Annotated in this window: 17 protein-coding genes; 10 read left to right on the top strand and 7 right to left on the bottom strand. The window is 62.3% G+C overall.

The window, feature by feature from the left end; genetic code table 11:
- Positions 1-137: 137 nt before the first annotated feature.
- The 3 genes from AB1J88_RS24640 (at position 138) to AB1J88_RS24650 (ending at position 2,262) form a co-directional block, all read left to right on the top strand.
- Complete coding sequence (locus AB1J88_RS24640; RefSeq protein ID WP_041065125.1) at positions 138-896, top strand: DUF2076 domain-containing protein; 759 nt, start codon at positions 138-140, stop codon at positions 894-896.
- A 245-nt stretch (positions 897-1,141) separates the two neighbouring features.
- Positions 1,142-1,621, top strand: coding sequence for an NYN domain-containing protein (locus AB1J88_RS24645; RefSeq protein ID WP_041065128.1), 480 nt, complete (start codon positions 1,142-1,144; stop codon positions 1,619-1,621).
- A gap of 35 nt (positions 1,622-1,656) precedes the next feature.
- Positions 1,657-2,262: a 3'-5' exonuclease gene (locus AB1J88_RS24650; protein WP_041065131.1), complete on the top strand. Its 606-nt coding sequence runs from the start codon at positions 1,657-1,659 to the stop codon at positions 2,260-2,262.
- A gap of 124 nt (positions 2,263-2,386) precedes the next feature.
- On the opposite strand, the gene AB1J88_RS24655 is transcribed toward AB1J88_RS24650, so the two are convergent.
- Positions 2,387-2,839: an Lrp/AsnC family transcriptional regulator gene (locus AB1J88_RS24655; RefSeq protein ID WP_430292154.1), complete on the bottom strand. Its 453-nt coding sequence runs from the start codon at positions 2,837-2,839 to the stop codon at positions 2,387-2,389.
- Between the two features lie 163 nt (positions 2,840-3,002).
- On the opposite strand from AB1J88_RS24655, the gene yedA reads away from it, so the two are divergent.
- Together yedA and AB1J88_RS24665 are read left to right on the top strand one after the other, a co-directional pair.
- The gene (gene yedA, locus AB1J88_RS24660) at positions 3,003-3,944 is read left to right on the top strand and encodes a drug/metabolite exporter YedA (protein WP_041065137.1); all 942 of its coding nucleotides are present in this window, start codon (positions 3,003-3,005) and stop codon (positions 3,942-3,944) included.
- Positions 3,945-4,009: 65 nt separating this feature from the next.
- Positions 4,010-5,350, top strand: a complete 1,341-nt coding sequence (locus AB1J88_RS24665; RefSeq protein ID WP_041065140.1) for a DEAD/DEAH box helicase — start codon at positions 4,010-4,012, stop codon at positions 5,348-5,350.
- Between the two features lie 135 nt (positions 5,351-5,485).
- Here the strand turns inward: AB1J88_RS24665 and AB1J88_RS24670 are convergent, their stop codons facing one another.
- Both AB1J88_RS24670 and AB1J88_RS24675 read right to left on the bottom strand, forming a co-directional pair.
- Positions 5,486-6,730 carry a TIGR03862 family flavoprotein gene (locus AB1J88_RS24670; RefSeq protein WP_430292155.1) on the bottom strand — a complete coding sequence of 415 codons (1,245 nt, stop codon included), beginning with the start codon at positions 6,728-6,730 and terminating at the stop codon, positions 5,486-5,488.
- A gap of 280 nt (positions 6,731-7,010) precedes the next feature.
- The gene (locus tag AB1J88_RS24675; protein ID WP_047296732.1) at positions 7,011-7,931 is read right to left on the bottom strand and encodes a histone deacetylase family protein; all 921 of its coding nucleotides are present in this window, start codon (positions 7,929-7,931) and stop codon (positions 7,011-7,013) included.
- A gap of 82 nt (positions 7,932-8,013) precedes the next feature.
- Between AB1J88_RS24675 and AB1J88_RS24680 the strand changes: the two genes are divergently transcribed.
- The 3 genes from AB1J88_RS24680 (at position 8,014) to AB1J88_RS24690 (ending at position 10,148) form a co-directional block, all read left to right on the top strand.
- A complete protein-coding gene (locus tag AB1J88_RS24680; protein ID WP_041065149.1) occupies positions 8,014-8,583 on the top strand; it encodes a GNAT family N-acetyltransferase in 570 nt (189 codons plus the stop codon).
- Between the two features lie 105 nt (positions 8,584-8,688).
- Entirely contained in the window at positions 8,689-9,558 is an 870-nt protein-coding gene (tesB, locus tag AB1J88_RS24685) for an acyl-CoA thioesterase II (RefSeq protein WP_003228466.1), read from the top strand.
- On the top strand, positions 9,555-10,148 hold the full coding sequence (locus tag AB1J88_RS24690; RefSeq protein WP_108183877.1) for an HAD family hydrolase: 594 nt from the start codon (positions 9,555-9,557) through the stop codon (positions 10,146-10,148). The genes tesB and AB1J88_RS24690 overlap by 4 nt, the downstream gene beginning before the upstream one ends.
- A 114-nt stretch (positions 10,149-10,262) precedes the next feature.
- Here AB1J88_RS24690 and AB1J88_RS24695 read toward each other — a convergent pair whose 3' ends face one another.
- The 4 genes from AB1J88_RS24695 to AB1J88_RS24710 form a co-directional block, all read right to left on the bottom strand.
- Positions 10,263-11,216: an alpha/beta hydrolase gene (locus AB1J88_RS24695; protein WP_430292156.1), complete on the bottom strand. Its 954-nt coding sequence runs from the start codon at positions 11,214-11,216 to the stop codon at positions 10,263-10,265.
- The gene (gene ypfJ / locus AB1J88_RS24700) at positions 11,217-12,107 is read right to left on the bottom strand and encodes a KPN_02809 family neutral zinc metallopeptidase (RefSeq protein WP_047296725.1); all 891 of its coding nucleotides are present in this window, start codon (positions 12,105-12,107) and stop codon (positions 11,217-11,219) included.
- A 188-nt stretch (positions 12,108-12,295) separates the two neighbouring features.
- On the bottom strand, positions 12,296-13,129 hold the full coding sequence (locus AB1J88_RS24705; RefSeq protein ID WP_430292157.1) for an aldo/keto reductase: 834 nt from the start codon (positions 13,127-13,129) through the stop codon (positions 12,296-12,298).
- Positions 13,113-14,852, bottom strand: coding sequence for an FAD-dependent oxidoreductase (locus AB1J88_RS24710; RefSeq protein ID WP_430292158.1), 1,740 nt, complete (start codon positions 14,850-14,852; stop codon positions 13,113-13,115). Before AB1J88_RS24710 ends, AB1J88_RS24705 begins: the two co-directional genes overlap by 17 nt.
- 175 nt (positions 14,853-15,027) lie before the next feature.
- Between AB1J88_RS24710 and AB1J88_RS24715 the strand changes: the two genes are divergently transcribed.
- Together AB1J88_RS24715 and AB1J88_RS24720 are read left to right on the top strand one after the other, a co-directional pair.
- Entirely contained in the window at positions 15,028-15,804 is a 777-nt protein-coding gene (locus AB1J88_RS24715; protein ID WP_262948109.1) for an IclR family transcriptional regulator, read from the top strand.
- 229 nt (positions 15,805-16,033) lie between these two features.
- Positions 16,034-17,095 carry a Gfo/Idh/MocA family protein gene (locus tag AB1J88_RS24720; protein WP_430292159.1) on the top strand — a complete coding sequence of 354 codons (1,062 nt, stop codon included), beginning with the start codon at positions 16,034-16,036 and terminating at the stop codon, positions 17,093-17,095.
- The last annotated feature ends 2 nt before the right edge of the window (positions 17,096-17,097 follow it).

Consider the following 17,097-nt stretch of genomic DNA (forward strand, 5'->3'; position numbering starts at 1 on the left):
GATGATGCGTGGGCCGACACAAACGTAAACATTCGGTAAAGGTCGTTGAAACATCCTGTCACTGCCTCCATTACAGAGGTGCGCCATGTCCGCAGTGGGCACGGGCAACGTTATCCCCGGCAATCTACGAGGTCGCCATGAACAGCGAAGAGCAAACCCTGATCGATGGACTGTTTTCCCGGCTGCAACAGGCCGAAACGGAGGCAGCCCCGCGCGACGCCCAGGCCGAGGCGCGGATCAAGGAACACCTGACCCGCCAGCCGGCGGCAGGTTATTTCATGACCCAGGCGATTCTGGTGCAAGAGGCGGCCATCAAGAGCCTCGACGAACAGAACAAGCAACTGACCCAACAAGTCCAGCAGTTGCAGGCTGAACTGCAAGCGGCCAAGGCTCAGAGTGCGGCCCCGGCGCCAAGCGGCGGTGGCGGTTTCCTGTCGAGCATCTTCGGCGGCAGCAGCTCGCGTCCGGCGCCGACCCAGAGCGCTCCGGCCTCCACCGGCGGCTGGCGTGAACCGGCACCGCAACAGAACTATACGGCGCCAGCGCCACAACAGAACTATGCCGCACCACCGCCCAATTACGCGCAGCAAGCCGCCCCGGCTGCGGGCAGCAGCTTCCTCGGCGGCGCCCTGAAAACCGCCGCTGGCGTGGCCGGTGGCGTGATGCTGGCACAGGGCATCAGCAGCCTGTTCCATCACAACCAGCAGCCTGAAGAAATCGTTGAAGTGATCAAGGAAGAGCCGGCGCAGGTGGCCGACCAGAGCGGCAATGACTGGGGCAATGACCAGCGTGTGGCCGATAACGGTTTCTCTGGCAATGACCAGGGCGGGTTTACCGACACGGACTACAGCGATGACAGCTCGTCGTTTTTCGATGACGACGATTCGTTTGTCTGACTGATCAGCCCGCCAGTATCAAACCTGTGGTGAGGGGATTTATCCCCGATGGAGTGCGCAGCAGTCCCATTTTCGGGGCCGCTGCGCTGCCCATCGGGGATAAATCCCCTCGCCACAGCCCACCATCCGTCTGGAGTGGTGGGTCGATTATTCGCGCCACCTTCCTGTGGACTGGCATACTGAGCGCCTTTTTCGGGCCAGGCGCCTGATCCCGCTTCGTGCGCTATGCGCTCACAGGAATCCCGGTGAAAAAAATCGCAGTGTTCGCCGACGTGCAGAACCTCTACTACACCGTGCGTCAGGCCTATGGTTGCCATTTCAACTACGCCGCGCTGTGGGCGGATGTGAGCAAGCACGGGCAGATCGTCGAGGCCTATGCTTACGCCATCGATCGCGGCGACAGCAAGCAGCAGCAGTTTCAGCAGATCCTGCGCAACCTCGGCTTCACCGTGAAACTCAAACCCTACATCCAGCGCAGCGATGGCTCGGCCAAGGGCGACTGGGACGTGGGCATCACCCTCGACATCATGGACGCCGCCGACCACGTCGACGAAATCGTCCTGGCCTCCGGTGACGGCGACTTCGACATGCTGCTCGAACGCATCATCAGCAAGCACGGCGTACAGGCAGTCGCCTACGGCGTGCCCGGGTTGACCGCCAACTCGCTGATCCGCGCCGCCAGCCGTTACGTGCCGATCGAAGGCGCATTGTTGCTGAAGAATTAAGCTGAAAAATTGATTTGAACGGAGTTGAATCCGGTTTGGAACGCATTGCAGTCATCGACTTTGAAACCACCGGCCTGTCGCCGAACAGCAGCTGCCGCGCCACGGAAATCGCCGTGGTCATGCTGGAAAACGGCCGTATCGTCGAGCGTTACCAGAGCCTGATGAATGCCGGCGTGCGCGTCCCGGCCTTCATCGAACAACTGACCGGCATCAGCAACGCCATGCTGCGTACCGCGCCTGCGGCCGAGCGGGTGATGGAAGAGGTCAACGAATTCGTCGGCTGCACGCCGCTGGTGGCGCACAACGCTTCGTTCGACCAGAAATTCTGGGACTTTGAACTGGGACGGATCAAACGCACCCGTCTGCAGAACTTCGCCTGTTCACTGCTGCTGGCCCGGCGCCTGATGCCCGCGGCACCCAATCACAAGCTCGGTACGCTCACCGCATTTGCGCGCCTGCCGCACACCGGCCAGGCGCACCGGGCCATGGCGGATGCCGAGATGGCGGCCAACCTGATGGCGCATCTGGCGCAAGAACTGCGGCACAAGCATGGCGTGCGTGAGCTGAACCATGACCTGCTGTGCAAACTGCAGAAAGTCCCGGCAGCCAAAGTCAGCGAACACCTGCAGCGCTACCGCTGATCCCGAAGTCACCACAAATCCCCTGTAGGAGCTGCCGAAGGCTGCGATCTTTTGATCTTGCTTTTAAAAGTCAAAAGATCGCAGCCTTCGGCAGCTCCTACAGGGGGCGTTTCGGTGGGGCTGATTATTTGCCGTTGGCTTCTATATGGCTCAGCGGCACGCGCTTCTCGATTGCGCTGGACAACACGATCGAGGTCTTGCTGAAGCCAAACTTCGCCACATGATTGATCAGTTCCTCCAGTTCGGTCATCGAGCCCACCGCACCCTTCATCATCACGCAAGGATCGCCGGTCACACGGAAGCACTCGGTCAGTTGCGGGATTTTCACCAGTTCGTCGTAGACCTTCTGGCTGCCGTTCTGGTGCAGGCGCAATTCGATCATGCACTGGATCGGCAAACCGATTTTCGACAGGTCGATGTTCGCCTGATACCCGGTGATCACGCCGGACGCCTCAAGCTTGGCCACCCGTTCGGCCACTGTCGGGGCGGACAGGTTCACCTTGCGCGCCAGATCGGCGTAGGACGCGCGACCGTTTTCCAACAGGGCGCCGAGCAGCATGCGGTCATATTTGTCCAAGGCCGGACTCCTGAAAATGCCAGACTTTCGAAATCACGGCTTATCCCGTCGATCTCCGTTGTTTCAAAAGTGTACCGGCGCGATAAACAGGTTTTGTAACTTATTTTTGCTCACGGGCCTTTCTAGAATAATCCTCACCCTGCCTCTGACTGTCGAGCTGCCCATGCCTGCCTTGCGCCGTTTTTCCTTGCCGTTGATCGCCGCGTTTTTCGCGCTGTATGTGATTTGGGGATCGACCTATCTGGTAATCCGCCTCGGCGTCGAATACTGGCCGCCGCTGATGCTCGGCGGGGTGCGCTTCGTGATTGCCGGCAGCCTGATGTACGCCTTCCTGCGCTGGCGTGGCGCGCCGGCGCCGACCTGGGTGCAGTGGAAAGCGGCGGGGATCATCGGGATTCTGTTGCTCAGCTTCGGTAACGGCGCGGTCAGTGTCGCCGAGCACACGGGTGTGGCGTCCGGCGTGGCGGCACTGGCAGTGGCGACTGTGCCGTTGTTTACGTTGTTGTGCGGCTATTTCTGGGGCGCGCGTAATACCCGCCTCGAATGGGCCGGGGTGGCGTTGGGGATCGTCGGCATTGCCATGCTCAACATGGGTTCCAACCTGCAATCGAGTCCGCTGGGCGCGGCGTTGCTGATTTTTGCGGCGGCGACCTGGGCCTTCGGCTCGGTGTGGAGCAAGCATCTGCCGCTGCCGCAAGGGGCGATGGCCAGTGCCGTGGAAATGCTGGTGGGCGGCGTGGTCCTGCTGATCGGCAGCGCGGTCAGCGGCGAACACCTGCAAGCCTTGCCACCGGTGGAAGGCTGGCTGGCCTTGGGGTATCTGATCTTCTTCGGCTCGATCATCGCCTTCAATTCCTACATGTACCTGCTCAAGCACGTGCGTCCGGCGGCGGCCACCAGCTATGCCTACGTCAATCCGGCGGTGGCGGTGTTGCTGGGGATCGTGTTTGTCGGCGAGACCATCGGCATGGAAGAAGCGCTGGCGATGCTGGTGATCATCAGTGCCGTGGTGCTGATCGGTCTGCCGCAATGGCGGCGGCCGGCGCAGCCGCTGGTCGCGGAGCCGCCGAAGACCGCCGTTCCAGCAGAACCGCGTGTGAATTAGGGTAAACTGCGCGCCATTGCACCCTTGTTTTGCGCAACCGCGCTGATTTTTCCTACGGTACTCCCATGACTTTCGCCACCCTTGGCCTGATCGAACCCTTGCTGCGCTCCCTTGAGAAGCTCGGCTACCAGACCCCGACGCCGGTCCAGGCGCAAGCCATTCCGGCCGTGCTGGCCGGTCGCGACCTGATGGCTGCGGCCCAGACCGGTACCGGCAAGACCGCCGGTTTCGCTTTGCCGCTGCTGCAGTTGCTGGCCATGGAAGGGCCGAAAGTCACCGCCAACTCGGTGCGTGCGCTGATTCTGGTACCGACCCGCGAACTGGCCGAGCAGGTTCACGAATCCGTGCGCCAGTACGCAGAAAACCTGCCGTTGCGCACCTACGCGGTGTATGGCGGTGTCAGCATTAACCCGCAGATGATGAAACTGCGCGGCGGCGTCGACCTGCTGGTGGCAACCCCGGGCCGTCTGCTCGACCTGTTCCGCCAGAACGCGTTGAAATTCAATCAACTGCAAACCCTGGTGCTCGACGAAGCCGACCGCATGCTCGACCTGGGCTTTTCCGAAGAGCTGGCGAACATCTATCGCGCGCTGCCGAAGAAGCGCCAGACGCTGCTGTTCTCGGCGACCTTCTCCGATGACATTCGCCTGCTGGCCGGGCAGATGCTCAACGATCCGCTGAGCATCGAAGTCAGCCCGCGCAACGTCGCGGCCAACACCGTCAAGCAGTGGGTGGTGACGGTGGACAAGAAGCGCAAGCCGGAACTGTTCGTGCACCTGATGCGCAAGAACAAGTGGAAGCAGGTGCTGGTGTTCGCCAAGACCCGCAACGGCGTGGACGCGTTGGTGGAAAAACTCCAAGGCCTCGGTGTGAACGCCGACGGTATTCACGGCGACAAACCGCAGGCGACCCGTCAGCGCGCGCTGGATCGTTTCAAACTCAGTGAAGTGCAGATTCTGGTGGCGACCGACGTCGCGGCTCGGGGTCTGGATATCGAAGATTTGCCGCTGGTGGTCAACTTCGACCTGCCGATCGTGGCCGAGGATTACATCCATCGCATCGGTCGTACCGGCCGTGCCGGTGCAACGGGCGAGGCGATCTCGCTGGTGTGTGCCGATGAAGTGAACATGCTCTCGGCAATCGAGATGCTCACCCGTCAGACCTTGAAGCGCCAGAACGAGCCGGACTTCGAACCTGAGCACCGTGTGCCGGAGACCGATGCCAGTGGTCAGGTGATCAAGAAGCCGAAGAAACCGAAAAAGCCGAAGACCTCCGGTGGCGGTGGCGGCAAACGCAATCTGGGCAAGTGGGTCGACAGTGGCGACACCCAGGCGCCGGAGCCGTCGATCAAGCCTGTGCGTAAAGTGCCGGTGTTCAATACCGGGCCGCGCAAGCGCAAGCCTTGATGATGTGGCATCGCTAAGGACACCTTCGCTGGTACGTCGGGAATGCATTTCCCTGTAGGAGCTGCGGCACGCTGCGATCTTTTGATCTTGTTTTTAACGGTCAAAAGATCGCAGCCTCGTTTCACTCGGCAGCTCCTACAGGGGGTTGTGCTGCAGCCACTGCAGCATCCCCAATCCGGCAGCACGCCCGCTGGCAAAACACCCGGTCAGCAGATAGCCGCCCGTCGGCGCTTCCCAATCCAGCATCTCCCCCGCGCAAAACACCCCCGGCAAGGCCTTGAGCATCAAGCGCTCATCCAGCGCCTCGAACGTCACGCCACCGGCACTGCTGATCGCTTCGTCCAGCGGACGGGTTTTCACCAGGGTCAACGGCAACGCCTTGATCGCCCGCGCCAGCAGCGCCGGATCATTGAAGGTTGCCGCGTCACTCAGCTCGCGCAACAACGCCGCTTTCACCCCATCAATCCCGACCTGACTGTGCAGATGCTTGGCCATCGAGCGCGAGCCGCGCGGTTTGCTCAACGCTGCCTGCAATTTATCCACAGGCCGGCCGGGCAGCAGATCAATGTGCACCGTGGCTGAGCCGTGGGCGTTGATCGCCTCGCGGATCGGCGCTGACAACGCGTAGATCAGGCTGCCTTCAACGCCCGTTGCAGTGATCACGCATTCGCCCAGGCGCGGCACGTCGTCGTTCAAACCGATGGCGACATTTTTCAGCGGTGCGCCGGCGAATTTGCTGACAAGGAACTCGCTCCAGGCCTGCACTTCGAAACCACAATTGCTCGGCTGTAACGGCACCAGTCCTACGCCTTTTTGCTCCAGCGACAGCATCCACGCGCCATCCGAACCCAGCCGCGACCAGCTGCCACCGCCGAGGGCGAGCAGGGTGGCGTCGGGTTTGACGGTGATTTCGCCATCGGGGCTGGCAATGCGCAGAGCGCCGTGTGCATCCCAACCGAGCCAGCGATGGCGGGTGTGGATAACCACGCCACTGTCGCGCAGGCGCTTGAGCCAGGCGCGCAGCAACGGCGCGGCTTTCATGTCGGTGGGGAATACCCGGCCGGAGCTGCCGATAAAGGTCTCGATGCCCAGCTCATGAATCCAGCGGCACAGCGCGTCGGCGTCGAAGCCGCGCAGCAACGGCGCGATCTGCGGTGCGCGTTCGGCGTAGCGGGCGAGGAACGCCGGGTAAGGCTCGGAGTGAGTGATGTTCATGCCGCCGACCCCGGCCAGCAGGAACTTGCGCCCCACCGAGGGCATGCCGTCATACAGATCGACGCGCACGCCGGCCTGGCTCAGCACTTCGGCGGCCATCAGGCCGGCGGGGCCACCGCCGATAATGGCGACGTGAGCGGGGAGGGGGGCGGAAGTCTGGGTCATGGCGTGCGCTGCGGTATGGCGGGATAAGGCGCGCATTCTAACAGCCGGGATCCGTGTAGGAGCTGCCGCAGGCTGCGATCTTTTGATCTTGGCCTTGAGAAAACAAAGATCAAAAGATCGCAGCCTGCGGCAGCTCCTACAGGGGGATCGACGGTAAATCTGGTGGCCTGGTTAAAAAACAACCATCGCGCTGTACACCGTGTTCGCTGCGGCCTGTAGTCCCTTTCGCTCAGGTTATCCACAGGCCGTTCCACAGCCATTGTGGGTAACGCAGCACAGCTTAATGACAACCGTGTGACGTCCAGACCCGTTGCGCGCTGTGATGCAGGATGCCGTGGCGGCGGGCGAGGGCGTGGCGATCCTTGCTGTAGCCACCGCCGATCACGCCAACCACCGGGATGTCGCGGCCCAGGCAATGGCGCATCACGCTTTCATCGCGGGCGGCGACACCTTCGTCTGTCAGCTGCAGATAACCGAGGGCGTCGTCCTTGTGCACATCGACCCCGGCGTCGTACAGCACCAGGTCCGGTTGATACAGCGGCAGCAGGTAGTTGAGTGTGTCATCCACCACCTTCAGGTAGTCGCCATCGCCCATGCCTTTAGGCAGCGGAATGTCCCAATCGCTTTCGGCCTTGCGGGCAGGAAAATTCTTTTCACAGTGCAGGGAAACGGTGATCGCCTCCGGCGTGTCGTGGAGGATGCGTGCGGTGCCATCACCCTGATGCACGTCGCAATCAAAGATCAGCACCCGGTTCACCCGGCCGCTTTGCAGCAGGTAATGGCTGATGATCGCCAGGTCATTGAAAATGCAGAAGCCGGCCGGGTAATCGTAGTGGGCGTGATGGGTGCCGCCGGCGAGGTGACAGGCCAGACCATGCTCCAGGGCTTTTTCTGCCGCCAGAATTGAACCGCCGACCGCCCGCACCGTACGCCGCGCCAGCGCTTCGTTCCACGGCAAGCCAAGGCGCCGCTGGTCTTCGCGGGACAACTCGCCGCTCATGTAGCGTTCGATATAGCGACGGTCATGCGCCAGGGCGAGGATGTCGTTGGGGCAGATCTCCGGGCGCAGCAGGTCGGCGTCGCGGGTCAGGCCGCTGTCGACCAAGTGGTCGCGCAGCAAACGGAACTTGTCCATCGGAAAGCGGTGATCCGCCGGAAACTCGGGACTGTAGTCTTCGTGGTAGATCAACGGCAGTGGCATGGCGACTTCATGTAGGAACGATGGAAAGAGTGAACGATCCTACCAGCGATGTAGACTTGCGGCATGGAAACGGAGGGGCATGATGGAGCCGATACTGCAACTGGAAAGTGCGCGATTGCTGATGCGCCAATGGCAGGACGAGGATTTGCCGGCATTTGCGGCGATGTGTGCCGATCCGCAGGTCATGCGTTACTTTCCACAGCCATTGAGCCGCCTGGAAAGTGCTTCGCTCATTGGTCGGGTGCGCGGCCATTTTGCCGAACACGGCTTCGGATTATGGGCGCTGGAGCGCAAGGACAGCGGCGAGTTCATCGGTTTCACCGGTCTGGGTGTGGTCGGTTTCGATGCCCCGTTCACGCCAGCGGTGGAAATCGGCTGGCGCCTGGCCCGCGAGCATTGGGGGCTGGGCTATGCCAGTGAAGCGGCATGGACCGCTCTGCGTTGCGGCTTTGACCGGTTATCGCTGAAGGAAATCGTGTCCTTCACCGCCCAGAGCAATCTGCCCTCGGAGAAAGTCATGCAAGCGATTGGCATGCAGCACGATCCGGCCGATGATTTCGATCATCCCAAAGTTGCCGTCGATCACCCGTTGCGCCGGCATGTGTTGTACCGGATTACCAGGGAGCAATGGCTGCAAACCCTGCATGGCTAAGCCGACACGGACGTTTACAATGGCGCGACAATGGCTCGCGCCAGAACCTGAATGGGCCGCCGCAGCCAAGACTGCGCGGCATAGCGTTGTGTGAGGAGAGTCTGAATGAGCCAAGTGTTGGAAGATCTGGTCGACCTGCTGACCCTGGAGCCGATCGAGGAAAACCTGTTCCGTGGCCGCAGCCAGGACCTGGGTTTCCGTCAGTTGTTCGGTGGGCAGGTGCTCGGCCAGTCGCTGTCGGCGGCCAGTCAGACGGTTGAAGAGGCGCGCCATGTGCATTCGATGCACGGTTATTTCCTGCGCCCCGGCGACGCCAAATTGCCAGTGGTGTACTCGGTGGATCGCGTGCGTGATGGCGGCAGCTTCAGCACCCGGCGGGTCACCGCGATCCAGAAGGGCCACCCGATTTTTACCTGCAGCGCGTCGTTTCAGTACGACGAGGCAGGCTTCGAGCACCAGAGCCAGATGCCGGTGGTGGTCGGTCCGGAAAACCTGCCGTCGGAGCTGGAACTGACCCAGCAGCGCGCGCACCTGATTCCCGAGCACATGCGCGAAAAATTGCTCTGCCCGAAACCGATCGAAGTGCGCCCGGTCACTGAAAAAGACCCGTACAACCCGCAGCCGGCCGATCCGGTGAAGTACGTGTGGTTCCGTGCTGATGGCGCGCTGGCGGATATTCCGGCGCTGCACAAATACCTGCTGGCCTACGCCTCGGACTTCGGTCTGCTGACCACTTCGATGCTGCCCCACGGCAAGTCGGTCTGGCAGAAAGACATGCAGGTCGCCAGCCTCGATCACGCACTGTGGTTCCACAATGATCTGCGCGCCGACGACTGGCTGCTCTACGCGATGGACAGCCCGTGGGCCGGTAATTCCCGTGGGTTCTCCCGTGGCAGCGTGTACAACCGCGCCGGGCAACTGGTGGCGTCGGTGACCCAGGAAGGCCTGATTCGTCACCGCAAGGACTGGGCATGAGCCTGAGCGATGTGAAGCACTGGGTGTTCGACATGGACGGCACGCTGACGATCGCCGTGCATGACTTTGCGGCGATCCGCGTGGCGCTGGCGATTCCGCCCGAGGACGACATTCTCACCCACCTCGCGGCGCTGCCGGCCGACGAAGCGGCGGCGAAACATGCCTGGCTGCTGGAGCATGAGCGCGATCTGGCGCTGGGTTCGAAACCGGCTGCCGGTGCGGTGGAGCTGGTGCGCGATCTGCACGGGCGGGGCTATCGCCTGGGCATCCTGACGCGCAACGCGCGGGAGCTGGCGCATGTGACGCTCGAAGCGATTGGCCTGGCCGACTGTTTCGCTGTGGAAGATGTGCTGGGCCGCGATGAAGCACCGCCGAAGCCGCATCCCGGCGGGTTGCTGAAACTGGCCGAGGCCTGGAACGTGCCGGCGCGCGAGATGGTGATGGTCGGGGATTACCGCTTCGACCTGGATTGCGGGCGAGCGGCCGGGGCGCGGACGGTGCTGGTGAATCTGCCGGACAACCCGTGGCCGGAGCTGACGGACTGGCATGCGCAGGATTGTGTCGAGTTGCGGCGGATGCTTCTGGCCTGAGTTCTTTAGCGCCTGAAAGGGCCCCATCGCGGGCAAGCCCGCTCCCACATTTGAAATGCATTCCCCTGTGGGAGCGGGCTTGCCCGCGATGAGGCCTGAGCGGCCACTGCAAAATCATTGATCAAACAGCGCTTTCTGCCCCTCCGGCGACGTCAACATCCCATCGCCGTTATGCCCGACCCCGGGCACTTCAACCAGCCGCTGATTCACCCCTTCCGGATGCCGGCGCAGCAGGTAGCCGAAAAACAGCTTGCCGCGTTCCAGCCGATACGCGCCTTGTGCCTCGGCGGCGCAACTCTTGTCCAGCGCCGGATGTTGCGGGTCTATGTCCTGCTGCCCCAGCAGGTAAATCACTTCGCGTTTGATGTAGCTGCTCTCAAGCTGCAACGGTGTTTGCCCACCGGCGTACACCGGCATGTCGGTCAACCCGTACTTCCAGCGATTGAAACCCGGGCACTGTGCGTGATCGAACGCTACCGGCCGCTGTTCGTTGAAATACGCGTATGACGACGGGTTGGCCACCACGTACCGCAGGCGAATGCCGTTGGCCTTCAGCGCCGGTTGATCCTTGGCCAGCAGGGCATAACGCTGCACCACTTGGCCACCACCCGAATGGCCGAAAATCACAATCTGTTTCACATCCGGAAACTGCTTGCGGTCGCTGACCCGGGCGACGATTTCATCCAGCGCGGCGTAGGAACTCAGCGGATTCGGCCCTGTGGATAACCCGCCGCCCATCCACTCGTTGCCTTTCCAGCGCAGCAACGTGTTGGGCAGCGAGTACAGGGCGACGTCGCTTTCATTGAGAAACTGCGGCGCGATCACCAGCGTGTGCGTAGTTTGTCCGGCCAATTCCGTGGCGTGCTCGGCACTCTTGCGGTAGGTTTCGGCGTTGCGCAGACGGCCGTGAATGACGATCAGCACCCGCTCGATTTTTTCCGGTGCGGGGCTGATGCCCACGGCCATTTCGCCGGCCTTCAACTGCAGACGCCCGGAGCTGATGGCATCGACGCCCGCCGCGTGTGCGCTGCCGCCGATGATCAGTAACGCCAAAAGCCATTTGTGCATTTACAGGTTTTTCGCCGCGAAGGTATCGCACTGGCCGACCTGGCCCTGGGCGAATCCGGTTTTGAACCAGCGCACCCTTTGCGCTGACGTGCCATGGGTAAACGAGTCCGGCACCACTCGACCCTGACCCTGTTGTTGCAGGCGATCATCACCGATGGCGTTGGCCGCGTTCAAGGCCTCTTCAACGTCACCCGGTTCCAGCCAGTTCAGGCGCTGCTGCGCATGGTAGGCCCAGACGCCGGCCAGGCAGTCAGCCTGCAATTCCTGACGCACCAGCAAACCGCCGTCGCCCTGCATCTGCCGCCCCTGCTGCCGGGCCGCCTGAATTTTTGCCGAGACGCCGAGCAGCGTCTGCACATGGTGGCCGACTTCGTGCGCGATCACGTAGGCCTGGGCGAAGTCGCCGGCAGCCTTGAAGCGCTGGGCCATTTCCTGGAAGAAGGCCATGTCCAGATAGACTTTCTGATCCGCCGGGCAATAGAACGGGCCGGTCGCCGAAGTCGCCAGCCCGCAGGCGGAATTCACCCGGTTGCTGAACAGCACCAAAGTCGGGTCCTTATATTGGCGGCCGGCCTGCTGGAAAATCGCGCCCCAGGTGTCTTCGGTATCGCCCAGGATCGAACGCACGAATTCGGCCTGCTGGTCGTTGGCCGGTGGCGCCTGACGGGTTTGCGTCGAGGCCGGTGCCGATTGTTCGGTCATTTGCCCGGTGAGCTGGCCGAGGATCTGCAGCGGGTCCTGCCCGGTGATCCAGCCGATGCCGACGATCAGCAGGATCGCCCCGAGGCTCAGGCCTTTGCCACCACCGAAACGCATGCCGCCGCCACCGCCGCTATCATCGCCACGGGCATCGACGACGTTGTCACTGCGTCGGCCTTTTTTCCATAGCATGTGGGAATCCTCTATCTGTACGTGGTGATGAGTGTTGCTGGTGTGTGAGTGTGGCGCCAGTCCGGTCGTCCGTCCATGGCGCACACGCAAGCAGGCCCGGCCTCGGATGACGAGGGCGGGCCTGTTATTGACGAGCGTGTGGGCGACTAATTCAATCCGTTGGCGGATTTCTCCTTTCGCACTGTGCGTCAGCGATCGAAGGCGTCCCACACCGGGGCGAAATCCGGGCTGACCTGACGCTGATTTTTCGGCAGTGCGGCGATCAGTGCGCGGTCTTCAGCGTCCAGTTCAACCTGCAGCGCAGCCAGGTTCGCCAGTTGATTGGCCCGGCTGCTGGCCTTGGGAATCGCCGCGACGTTAGGCTGATCCAGCAGCCACTTCAACGCCACCTGAGTCGGCAGCACGCCGTGTTTTTCGGCAATCTGCTGAATCTGTGGAATCTCCGAGACCTTGTTGCGCGCCAATGGCGTGTAGGCCGTCAGTGCCAGATCGTGTTGGCGGGCATAGTCGAGCAGGGCGTTTTGTCCGAGCAAGACGTGGTACTCGACCTGGATCGCTGACAGAGGGATGGCGTATTCCTCGACGACTTTGCGCAGCAGCGGCAGCGGAAAATTCGCCACGCCGATGTTGCGAGCCAGACCTTGCTCCTTGAAGGATGCGAGGGTTTCAAGCGTGCGCGGCAAGTCCCAGTCAGTGCTCGGCCAATGGATCATGAACAGGTCGACATACTCGCTGTGCAAAGCCTTGAGGCTTCGTTCCATCGAGTGGCGCATGGCGTCGGGTTGCAACTGGTCCCACCAGACCTTGGTGGTGACATGAATCTGCTCGCGGGGTGTCGATGTGTTCGCCAACGCTTGTCCGACTGCGTCTTCGTTATTGTAGGCCGCTGCCGTGTCGATATGCCGATAACCGAGTTCCAGCGCCTGCTCGACGGCACGGGTGCATTCGTCGCCGAGCATCGGCCAGGTGCCGAGGCCGAGTTTCGGCATGTTCAAACCCTGGGCGTTAACGATGTGCTGCATGGTCGATCTCCTGTTCGAAAGCAGTGATACGGGCGATATGCCGGGCGGCGATGTAGCCGAACGTCAGCGCCGGGCCGAGGTTGATCCCGCCTGCCGGATAGTGCCCGCCCATGATGCTGGCCATGTCGCCACCGGCGGCGTAGAGCCCGGCGATGGGCTGGGCATGGGCATCGAGCACTTGCGCCTGCGGGTTGACCCTGAGCCCGGCAAAGGTGCCGAAGCAGCCCGGTTGGACTTTCACGGCATAGAAGGGGCCGGCCTCTATTGGGGCAACGCAAGGGTTGGGAAGGTTCGCCGGATCGCCCTGTTTGCGGTTGTAGGGCGTTGCGCCGCGACCGAACAGCGGGTCTTCGCCAAGGCGGGCATGCGGGTTGTAGTGATCGACGGTGTGACGCAATCCGCCGGGGTCGATGCCGCAGGCGCTGGCCAATTCTTCAAGGGTGTTGCCGGTTTTCAGATAGCCGCTGCGGATAAATCCTGACAGCGGAACGGGAAATGGCCGCGACATGCCCAGGCCATAACGCCGTTGAAAGGCGCGGCTGCAGATCAGCCACGAGGCGACTTCCTCGCCTTCCGGGGTGGCGGCAACCATGGCGCTGACGTAGTCGAAGTAACCATTGGCTTCATTGACGAAACGCTGGCCGTTGCGCAGTACGCCGATGATTCCCGGTTTGCCGCGTTCGATGATGTGCGGGAAATGGCCGATGCTGCCGTCGGCATGGGGTACTTGCGAGACCGGCGCCCAGGCCACGGGCGACGCCACGTCGGTGTTGACCGTGGCACCGACGCTTTCGCCCAGGCGCAGGCCATCGCCGTTGACTGCCAGCGGTGGCAGTGCCCAGTGTTCATGACCTGTGGGCGTGCGCGGAAACAAGGCCTTGCGCCGCTCGATGTCATTGGCGAAACCGCCGGCGGCCAGCACCACGGCTTTGCGTGCATGGACGCGGATCGGGCCTTTTGCGCTGTTGACCACGGCGCCGCAAACCCTTGATTCATCGCGCAGCAGTTCGCTCACCGGCGCCGACTCCCATAACAGGACGCCAAGGTCCTCGGCGGATTTCGCCAGCCTTGCGACCAGCGCCACCCCGTTGACCAGTTGCATGGCCCGGCCGTGTACCGCCAGATCCAGTAAGTGCCGGGTAAAACGACGGGTTACATGCCAAGCCGCTTTCAGCGAACGGGTGAGATTGAGGAACGCTGAAAGGTCGGCGCCGGCCATGATCGGCATGCCCATGAAGGACGTTTCGCGCATCGTTGTACGCAGGCGCTTGAGCAGGCGTCCGACTTGTCGTCCGTCGTAAGGCGCCGCGATGACCGAGCGCCCGCCCGTGCCAGCGCCCGGCGTATCGCCATGGATGTCGGCGATGGCGTTGCCGTCGGCAAATTGCAAAGCGCTGTGCTGTTCGAAAAACGCGACCATGTGTGGTGCGGCAGTGAGGAAGGCGTCGACCATGGCCGGGTCGTAATGCTCGCCGAGTTCGTGGCGCAGGTACGTGCGCGGTCGCTCGACGTCTTCGACGATGCCGGCGCGTCGGGCCAGCGGATTGCACGGCACCCATGCCCAGCCGCCGGACCACGCGGTAGCACCGCCGAACACCGGATCTTTTTCAACCACGATGACCTTCAGACCGTGCCATGCGGCAGTGACCGCTGTGGATAAACCGGCGGCACCGGAGCCGACGACCAGAACGTCGCAGTCGATTTCGGGAAGTTCGGCAGGCATCAGGCAAAGCTCCGCAACTGGGTTTATTGGAATTAGATTCCAGAAATTAACCAATGAAGTGCAGCTGCAACAAGGCATGTTTCAGTAAAGTGGGCGGTTATCGCACGGCCAGTTCCGGATTTCGCTTTGTCTCGGATGTCTTCTAGAATCGGCAAAATTTCACTTGGACCTTCCCATGGCCGGCAGTCAGATCGAACGGGTTTTCAGCGTGCTGGAAAGCCTCACCAGTGAGCCGCGCGGGCTGCCGATGCAGACCTTGGCCGAGCAACTGGACATCCCGAAAAGTGCCACGCACCGGATGCTCGCGGAGCTGATTCGCCTGGGCTACGTGCGACAGAATGCCGAGACTTTGCGCTATCACCTGTCGACCAAACTGGTGGCGATGGGGTTTCAGTACCTGTCGAGCAGCGGTGCCGACATCGTGCAACCGGTGCTGGATCGACTGGCGCAGGAAACCGGTGAGCTGGTGCGTCTGGGAGTGATCGATGGCGAGCGCCAGACCTGGATCGCCAAGGCGCAGGGCGCACGGACGGGCCTGCGTTATGACCCGGACATGGGCCGCGACGCGCCGTTGTTCTACACCGCTTCCGGGCACGCGTGGCTGGCCTGCATGAGCGATGCCGAGGCGTTGTCGCTGGTCGAGCGCCAGGGCGCGGAAGTGCCGGTGGGCATCGGGCCGAATGCGCCGCGCTCCAATATCGAGTTGCTGGAGCGCCTGCGGCTGGCGCGTGAGCAGGGTTATGCCTGCGTCGAGGAAAGTTCGGCGGTGGGCACTTCGGCGATTGCCGCGGTGGTCAAGCATCCCGTTGACGGGCGGGTGATCGGTGTACTGAGCATTGCCGGGCCAAGCGCACGGATGCCTGGCGCGCGGCTGCATGAACTGGCGCCGTTGCTGATGAAGTTCACCGAGGAGTTGTCGGCGGCGAGCCTGGCGTCCGAATTGTTTGTCTGACCCGCGCCGATCTTTGTAGGAGCTGCCGAAGGCTGCGATCTTTTGACGTTGTTTTTCAGATCAAGAGCAAAAGATCGCAGCCTGCGGCAGCTCCTACAGGTTGAGCGTCGTGTGCGAAGTTGTGCGGTGTTCGCACGGATTTTCCATTAGCGGGTTTTTGATTCTGGAACGCAGTTCTAGATTGTTACTGGAGTGACATTTCCGACAACAATCACAAGAGGATCGCGCCTTGACTCCGCCCCTTCGTATCGCCCTGATCGGCGCCGGCAACATGGGCCAGCAGCATTACCAGCACTTGCAAACCCTCGATGAAGCCCGGTTGTGTGCAGTGGCCGATCCCGGCCCGCAGGCTCCCGTGCTGGCGGCGCAGTGGGGCGTGGCGTATTTCGCCGATCACCGGCAGATGCTGGAGCAGGTGCGGCCCGATGCGGTGATCGTGGCCAATCCGAATAATCAGCACGTCAGCACGGCGCTGGATTGCCTCGCCGCCGGGGTTCCGGTGTTGCTGGAGAAACCGGTGGGCGTGCATCTGGATGAGGCACGCGAACTGGTGGCGGCAGTCAAACGCAGTGGCGTGCCGGTGCTGGTCGGCCACCATCGGCGGCACAATCCGTTGATCGTGCGTGCCCACCAATTGCTGCGCAGCGGCGCGCTCGGGCGGCTGACCACGGTTACTGCACTGTTCCAGTTACGCAAACCCGACCGATATTTCGAGGTCCCGTGGCGCCGTGAGCCGGGCGCGGGCCTGTTGCTGACCAACCTGATTCACGACCTCGATCTGCTGCGTCACCTGTGCGGGGAGGTGCAGTCGGTACAGGCCGTCACCGACAACGCGGTGCGGGGTTTTGCCAACGAAGACAGCGTCGCGGTGTTACTGCAATTTGCCGGCGGTGCACTGGGCACGCTGAGCGGTTCCGATGCGGTCGCCGCGCCATGGAGCTGGGAGCTGAATTCCGCAGAGAACCCGGTTTACCCGCGTCAGGCCGATCAGCCGTGTTATTTGCTGGCGGGCACTGCCGGAGCGTTAAGCATTCCGCAACTCAAGCGTTGGCATTACGCTGCCGATCAAGTCGATGCCGGTTGGCACGAACCGCTGATCGCGCTGCAAGAACAGTGTGAGGGCGGGGACGCGTTGCGTTTGCAGCTGCAACATTTTGTGCAGGTCGCGCGGCGTGAAGTCGAACCCTTGGTCAGTGCCGCCGATGCCGCGCGAACCCTGGCGCTGGTCGAGGCGATTCGTGAAGCGGCGGCCAGCGGCCGTGCCTGTTCCCCGGCAGCGGTCGAGGCTTGAGC

This window comes from Pseudomonas sp. S8 (genome assembly GCF_050473925.1).
In the GTDB taxonomy this organism is placed as follows: Bacteria; Pseudomonadota; Gammaproteobacteria; order Pseudomonadales; family Pseudomonadaceae; genus Aquipseudomonas; species Aquipseudomonas parakoreensis.

Excerpts from the sequence above, each read along its gene's own strand:
- AB1J88_RS24640 (WP_041065125.1), top strand. The coding sequence starts at position 138 with ATGAACAGCGAAGAGCAAACCCTGATCGATGGACTGTTTTCCCGGCTG.
- AB1J88_RS24665 (WP_041065140.1), top strand. The coding sequence starts at position 4,010 with ATGACTTTCGCCACCCTTGGCCTGATCGAACCCTTGCTGCGCTCCCTT.
- tesB (WP_003228466.1), top strand. The coding sequence starts at position 8,689 with ATGAGCCAAGTGTTGGAAGATCTGGTCGACCTGCTGACCCTGGAGCCG.
- AB1J88_RS24710 (WP_430292158.1), bottom strand. The coding sequence starts at position 14,852 with ATGCCTGCCGAACTTCCCGAAATCGACTGCGACGTTCTGGTCGTCGGC.
- yedA (WP_041065137.1), top strand. The coding sequence starts at position 3,003 with ATGCCTGCCTTGCGCCGTTTTTCCTTGCCGTTGATCGCCGCGTTTTTC.
- AB1J88_RS24715 (WP_262948109.1), top strand. The coding sequence starts at position 15,028 with ATGGCCGGCAGTCAGATCGAACGGGTTTTCAGCGTGCTGGAAAGCCTC.
- AB1J88_RS24675 (WP_047296732.1), bottom strand. The coding sequence starts at position 7,931 with ATGCCACTGCCGTTGATCTACCACGAAGACTACAGTCCCGAGTTTCCG.
- AB1J88_RS24690 (WP_108183877.1), top strand. The coding sequence starts at position 9,555 with ATGAGCCTGAGCGATGTGAAGCACTGGGTGTTCGACATGGACGGCACG.
- AB1J88_RS24680 (WP_041065149.1), top strand. The coding sequence starts at position 8,014 with ATGGAGCCGATACTGCAACTGGAAAGTGCGCGATTGCTGATGCGCCAA.
- AB1J88_RS24670 (WP_430292155.1), bottom strand. The coding sequence starts at position 6,730 with ATGACCCAGACTTCCGCCCCCCTCCCCGCTCACGTCGCCATTATCGGC.
- AB1J88_RS24695 (WP_430292156.1), bottom strand. The coding sequence starts at position 11,216 with ATGCACAAATGGCTTTTGGCGTTACTGATCATCGGCGGCAGCGCACAC.
- ypfJ (WP_047296725.1), bottom strand. The coding sequence starts at position 12,107 with ATGCTATGGAAAAAAGGCCGACGCAGTGACAACGTCGTCGATGCCCGT.
- AB1J88_RS24705 (WP_430292157.1), bottom strand. The coding sequence starts at position 13,129 with ATGCAGCACATCGTTAACGCCCAGGGTTTGAACATGCCGAAACTCGGC.